We start from the raw sequence: 5,760 nt of genomic DNA on the forward strand, positions 1-5,760 counted from the left end.
CCTTCGACGTCATCATCCTCATCGGCCGGCCGGCAGCCGGTAAATCGGAGGTCATCGACTACCTGAAGAAAGTGCCATTGAAAGAGCGCGTCAAGCGTTTCCATATCGGCGAGTTCCAGGAGATCGATGACTTCCCTATCCTCTGGGAGCGCTTCGAGGACGACGACCTGATGGAGGAGATGGGGCAGCCGCGCCTGATCACGGACAAAGAGTTTACCTACGAGGGCAAGACCATGCCCGGCTATGTCTTCAAGAACAAGTGGTTCTGGAACTTCCTCATCAAGAAGCTCAACCTCGCCTACGCCAAGATGCTGCGCGATGATCCCGCCTTCCATGAGACCAAGACCCTGTTCATCGAGTTCGCCCGCGGCAGCGAGCACGGCGGCTTTCGCGAGGCTTTCTCCTACCTGTCGCCTCAGGTCCTAGACCATGCCGTCGCACTCTTCATCAAGGTCGACTGGCCCGAGTCGCTGCGCAAGAACCGCCGCCGCTTCAACCCCGACCGCCCCGATTCCTGGCTGCAGCATGCCCTGGAGGACAAGAAGATAGAAATGTTGTACAAGGAGTCGGACTGGGACGAGTTCGCCTCTGACCCGAAATTCCTGCCTGCGGGAGAACGGAAGGTTCCCTATGCCGTTTTCGAGAACATGCCCGAAAAGACCGACAAGCCCGATGTGCTGGGCGCCCACCTGGAGGAAGTCCTGCATAAGCTCTGGAGCGACTGGCGCCAGGTGAAATCATGAGCCTCCTGTCGCGCAATCCCCAGGGCCATTCCTCCGCCTTTCGCCGCCGGCGCTTCCTGAACTGGTTTCCACTGGGGTTGACCTACGCAACCATGTACATGGGCCGCTACAACTTCAACGTCATCAAGAACGACATCGGCGCCTGGTACCACCTGGACAAGGCGCAGATGGGGCTGATCGCCACCTTCGGCTTCTGGACCTACGGTTTGAGCGTCATGTTCAACGGTCCACTGGCCGACCGCATCGGCGGCCGCAGGGCCATCCTGATCGGCGCCCTGGGAGCGGGGCTGCTCAACCTCGCCGTGGGCCTGATGTTCTTCAACGGCTGGACGGGGCACGTGTTGTGGAACATGAGCTGGCTCTGGAGCCTGAACATGTATTTCCAGAGCTTCGGCGCCCTGTCGGTGGTCAAGGTCAACTCCACCTGGTTCCACGTGCGTGAGCGCGGCATCTTCGGCGGCATCTTCGGCATCATGATCTCGTCGGGCTATTTCCTGGCCACCACCGTTGGCTCGGTGCTGCTGGCATCGTTCGCCAACTGGAACGTCATCTGGTTCGTGCCGGCTGCGGCCATGGCCACCATGTTCCTGGTCGATCTGCTGTTGGTGCGCAACCGTCCCAGCCATGCCGGCCACGCCGATTTTGACACCGGTGACGGCTCCAATGCCCACCATGCCGAGGACGCGCCGCTGCCGTTGAAGGAGCTGCTGGCCAAGGTGTTCAGCAACCCGGTGATCGTCTTCCTGATCGGCGCCGAGTTCTGCACCGGATTTGTGCGCCAGGGGGTGATGCTCTACTTCACCGAGTATCTGGCCGAGGTCTATCGGCTGCCGAAAACGGTGCCGCTCTTCTGGTGGACCGGGGTGGCCTTCATGCTCGGCGGCATCCTGGGTGGCCTGCTGTGCGGCTGGATGAGCGACAGCCTGTTCCAGTCTCGGCGCCCGCCGGTGGCCTTTGTCTTCTACTTGGTGCAGGTGGCCATGCTGGCGCTGCTCGGCCTCAGCCTGGGCCGCGGCTCATGGCTCGGCCAGCTCTGGGCGGTGGTGCTGCTGGGGCTGACGGCCATGTTCATCTTCGGCGTGCACGGCATGCTGTCGGGAACGGCGTCGATGGACTTCGGCGGCCGCAAGGCGGCGGCCACCGTAGCCGGGGCGCTCGACGGCATCCAGTACGTGGGCAGCGGCCTGACCGGATTCGGCTTGGGCTGGGTGTTGAAGACCTACGGCTGGGACGGCGTCGGTGCTGCCGGCCACGCCCCGGCCAATGCCTGGGTCTGGGTCGGCTGCATCATCCCCTTCAGCCTGATCGGCGCCTTGGTCATGACCCGCATCTGGCACGCCAAGCCCGGCCCCGCCGCCCATTGACGGGGGCCAGAAAAAAATGACGGCCTCGGCGCGGCGCCGAGGTAGACAAACTAGATCCACCGAAGCGGTGGATAGTTTGAGCTATCCCTGGCGGCTGTTGTATATCGTTCCCTGTTTTTTCTTGTACAGTTCGAGCACGGCGGCGGCCTCGGCGCGCAGGACTCCCGGATCGACCGCGATGCCGCGTTTTTCCAGCTCCTGCGGCCAGGCGGCCGGCAGCGGCCCTTCGTCGAAGCCGAGGATGGTGGTAACGTCAGCGGCGGTGGCGGCGAAAACCAGCCGCGTGACCCCCGACCACAAGGTGGCGCCCAGGCACATCAGGCAGGGCTGGGAGCTGGCCGCCAGTTCGGCGGGCCGGGCCGGGTCGCTGCCCAGGTCCCAGCTGCCCAGGTTCTTCTGGGCGAAGGCCACGGCTATCATTTCGGCGTGGGCCGGCGAGCAGTTCAGCGGTTCGACGCGGTTGACTCCGGCGCCCAGCAGCCGGCCGCTGGACGATTCAAACACCGCGGCGGCGAAAGGCCCGCCGCTGGCGTGCTCCACGTTCTGCCGCGAGAGGCCGATCACCCAGCGCATTCTTGCTTCGGGATCGGGCAGGAGCAGGGCTTTGCCTGACAACATCTCGTTCAGCCATTCCGGCAAGTTGAGGGTAACGGATGTTGGATATTTCATTGAATAGATTATACCATAATGAACCATCGCACTCAGTGACAAGTGACGAGGTAGGACTAAAATCCCAAATCACAAGCACCAAATTCCAAATAAGCACCAAGCACCAATGAGCAAATGACCCAAACTGAGAACAGTGTCCGTGACAGTGTCGGTGACAGCAAGAAAAGATCGTCATGCCGTTCTTGACTTTGCTGACACGGGCACTCACATTTGCCATGGTTTTTGTTTCGGACATTGGAATTTGGAAATTGGAATTTATTTGGGATTTGGAATTTGTGATTTGGATTTTAAATCTTACTCATCATGCCCAATGGTAGTTCGTTGCCAATCGCACTGTTTACCGCATATCATAAGCCGGGCATTCTTGACATTAGGCGACGACTTACTTATTATTGTTTTTTTTAATGGAGTCACCACCATGCAGATCAAAGTGAACGGCGAAACAATCGAGATTTTTTCCGGGGCCAGGGTAAAAGACGTGCTGCGCAAGTACTCGCGCCCGGAGTTGAAGCGGGTGCAGGCGGATGAAAAAATGGTCTGCGACCGCTGCGGTCACGAAGTGGGCCTTGAGGGTGAGTTGAGCGGCGGCGAAGAACTGGTCGTCAAAAAGCGCCCCGCGCCGGAGTCACGCTCATGAAGCGCCCGCTTGCTTCCGGCCGCGCCCGGTGCCTGTTCGTGCTTTTGCTTTTCGCGATTTTCGCCCTGCCTTCCTGCGCCAGCGTGCCCACGGCGCGGGCGCAGTCACAGCAGCCGGCCGAAACCCGCATTGTCATCTTCCATTCCAACGACATCCACGGCAAGATCGTCAATTTCGCCAAGGTGGCCGCCATCATCGACGCCGAGCGCAAGGGCGGCGCCGATGTCTTTTATTTTTGCGCCGGCGACAATTTCACCGGCAACCCGGTCATCGACCAGTACGATCCGCCCGGCGAGCCGATGCTGGCGCTGCTCAACCGCCTGGGCCTGAACCTGATGTGCCCCGGCAACCACGATTTCGATTACGGGCTTGAGAACCTGCGCCGCTTCGACGCCCGGGCTCATTTTTCCATGGTTTCGGCCAACATCGAAGCACCGTCCGGCCTCCTGCCGCAGCTGCAACCCTCGACCGTTCTCACTGCCAGAAACGGGATCAAGATAGCCGTTTTCGGTCTGATCCAGATCGAAGCCGGCAACGGCCTGCCCTCGACGCATCCCGACAAGATCAAGGGATTGCGTTTCAGCGAACCGCTGGCCAAGGCCCTGGAGATGAAAAAACTGCGCGCCGGCAACGACGTGCTGATCGGCCTGACCCACATCGGCTACGACCAGGACCTGCTCCTGGCCGGGATGATGCCCGAGCTCGACGCGATCATCGGCGGCCACTCGCACACCCGCGTCGACCCGGCCGAGACCGTCAACGGCGTCCTGGTCGCCCAGGCCGGCAGCGACAACCGCTACCTGGGCCGGGTGGAGCTGCTGATCCGGAGCGGCCGCGTGGTCGAGAAAAAGGGAACGCTGATCGACCTGAAGGAGACCTTGGCCGAGGCGGCCGATGTCAAGGAGATGATCGTCCGCTTTAACCAGAACCCGGCTTTCGCCCGCGTCATCGCCGAAGCCCCCCAGGAGATAGCCGGCAAGGAGGCCCTGGGCAGCATGATGACCGACGCCATGCGCCAGGTGCACGGACTGGACATCGCCTTCCAGAACGGGGGCGGCATCCGCCTCAACCAGCTGCCGAAAAAGATCACCCTCAAGGACATCCTCACCCTCGACCCCTTCGGCAACCAGGTGGTGCAGTTCACCCTGACCGTTGCCGAGATCCGCTCCCTGATCGCCGCTTCGTTTGCCAAGGGCAACGACATCGACCTGCAGGTCTCGGGCATCACCTACGTGGTGCGCGGCGACCGCGCCGGCCGCATCAGCGAGATCGTGCTGCGCGCGGCCGACGGTACGCCGCTGGCCGAGGACGGGAAATTCCAGGTGGGCGTCTCCAGCTACGTGGCCAGCTCGTACAAGTTCACCCACCAGGACCCCGGCCGCTCATTGCAAGCGACTACGGCCGAGGCCTTGATCCGCTACCTGCAAAGCGGCGTCGACCTGGGCATATACCGCGACATCCATCGGGCTTTTTACGAAACAACCGGCGCCGCTCCCCGGAACTGAAGGGCGCAGGAGATAAAAACATGGCCCAACTCTACTTTCGCTACTCGACCATGAACGCCGGCAAGTCGACCGAGATCCTCAAGATCGCCCACAACTACGAGGAGCAGAACAAGCACGCCCTGCTCTTCACCCCGGCCATCGACGACCGCTTCGGCCGCGGCAAGATCACCTCGCGCATGGGCTTCCAGCGCGACGCGCAGATCATCAACAGCAGCACCGACATGCTGCGCCTGGCAGCCGAGGCCAAGCCCGACTGCGTGCTCGTGGACGAGGGGCAGTTCCTGACCCGCGAGCAGGTGGTCGTGCTCACGCGCATCGTCGACCAGCTGAATATCCCGGTCATCGTCTACGGCCTGAAGAACGACTACCGCAACCATCTCTTCAGCGGCAGCGAGGCGCTGCTCCTCTTCGCCGACAAGGTCGAGGAGGTCAAGGCCGTCTGCTGGTACTGCACCAAGAAGGCGACCATGCTGCTCAAGTACAAGGACAGCCGGCCGGTGGGCGAGGGACCGCAGATCGAGATCGGCGGCAACGACAAGTATGTGTCGGTGTGCCGCCGGTGCTACGGCCAGCGCTTAGAGATTAAGTAAAGCTCGGTTTACGGCGGACGGTTTACGGTGGACGGAAAAAATTCCAAGTTCCAAGCACCAAATTACAAACAAGCACCAAGCACCAATGACCAAATGACCAAAACGAAGAGAATAAATAAAATTTCAGCGATAAGGACTCGTTATTGCCGCCCATTAAGCACCTCGGGTTGAGATTTTTCAGATAAAATCAACAATTTATCTTAATTAAAGCCTCGGAAAATGTCAAATGTGATTTAACGAAATACGTAACGC

The 5,760-nt window shown here is 60.7% G+C and carries 6 protein-coding genes; 5 read left to right on the forward strand and 1 reads right to left on the reverse strand.

Features of this window, described 5'->3' with window-relative positions; translation table 11 throughout:
- Positions 1–743, forward strand: a 743-nt coding sequence (locus tag NTW95_14575) for a hypothetical protein (GenBank protein ID MCX6558633.1), incomplete at its 5' end; no start/stop codon positions are given.
- The gene (locus tag NTW95_14580; GenBank protein ID MCX6558634.1) at positions 740–2,107 is read left to right on the forward strand and encodes an MFS transporter; all 1,368 of its coding nucleotides are present in this window, start codon (positions 740–742) and stop codon (positions 2,105–2,107) included. The genes NTW95_14575 and NTW95_14580, both read left to right, overlap by 4 nt.
- Before the next feature lie 81 nt (positions 2,108–2,188).
- Here NTW95_14580 and NTW95_14585 read toward each other — a convergent pair whose 3' ends face one another.
- A complete protein-coding gene (locus NTW95_14585) occupies positions 2,189–2,776 on the reverse strand; it encodes a nucleoside deaminase (GenBank protein MCX6558635.1) in 588 nt (195 codons plus the stop codon).
- A gap of 418 nt (positions 2,777–3,194) precedes the next feature.
- Between NTW95_14585 and NTW95_14590 the strand changes: the two genes are divergently transcribed.
- Genes NTW95_14590 through NTW95_14600 form a run of 3 tightly spaced genes read left to right on the forward strand, consistent with a single transcriptional unit; the run spans position 3,195 to position 5,508 of the window.
- Complete coding sequence (locus tag NTW95_14590; GenBank protein MCX6558636.1) at positions 3,195–3,413, forward strand: hypothetical protein; 219 nt, start codon at positions 3,195–3,197, stop codon at positions 3,411–3,413.
- Positions 3,410–4,918 carry a bifunctional UDP-sugar hydrolase/5'-nucleotidase gene (locus NTW95_14595; GenBank protein MCX6558637.1) on the forward strand — a complete coding sequence of 503 codons (1,509 nt, stop codon included), beginning with the start codon at positions 3,410–3,412 and terminating at the stop codon, positions 4,916–4,918. The genes NTW95_14590 and NTW95_14595 overlap by 4 nt, the downstream gene beginning before the upstream one ends.
- A gap of 20 nt (positions 4,919–4,938) precedes the next feature.
- Positions 4,939–5,508, forward strand: coding sequence for a thymidine kinase (locus NTW95_14600; GenBank protein ID MCX6558638.1), 570 nt, complete (start codon positions 4,939–4,941; stop codon positions 5,506–5,508).
- Positions 5,509–5,760: the final 252 nt, after the last annotated feature.

This window comes from Candidatus Aminicenantes bacterium (assembly GCA_026393795.1).
Lineage (GTDB): Bacteria > Acidobacteriota > Aminicenantia > UBA2199 > UBA2199 > UBA2199.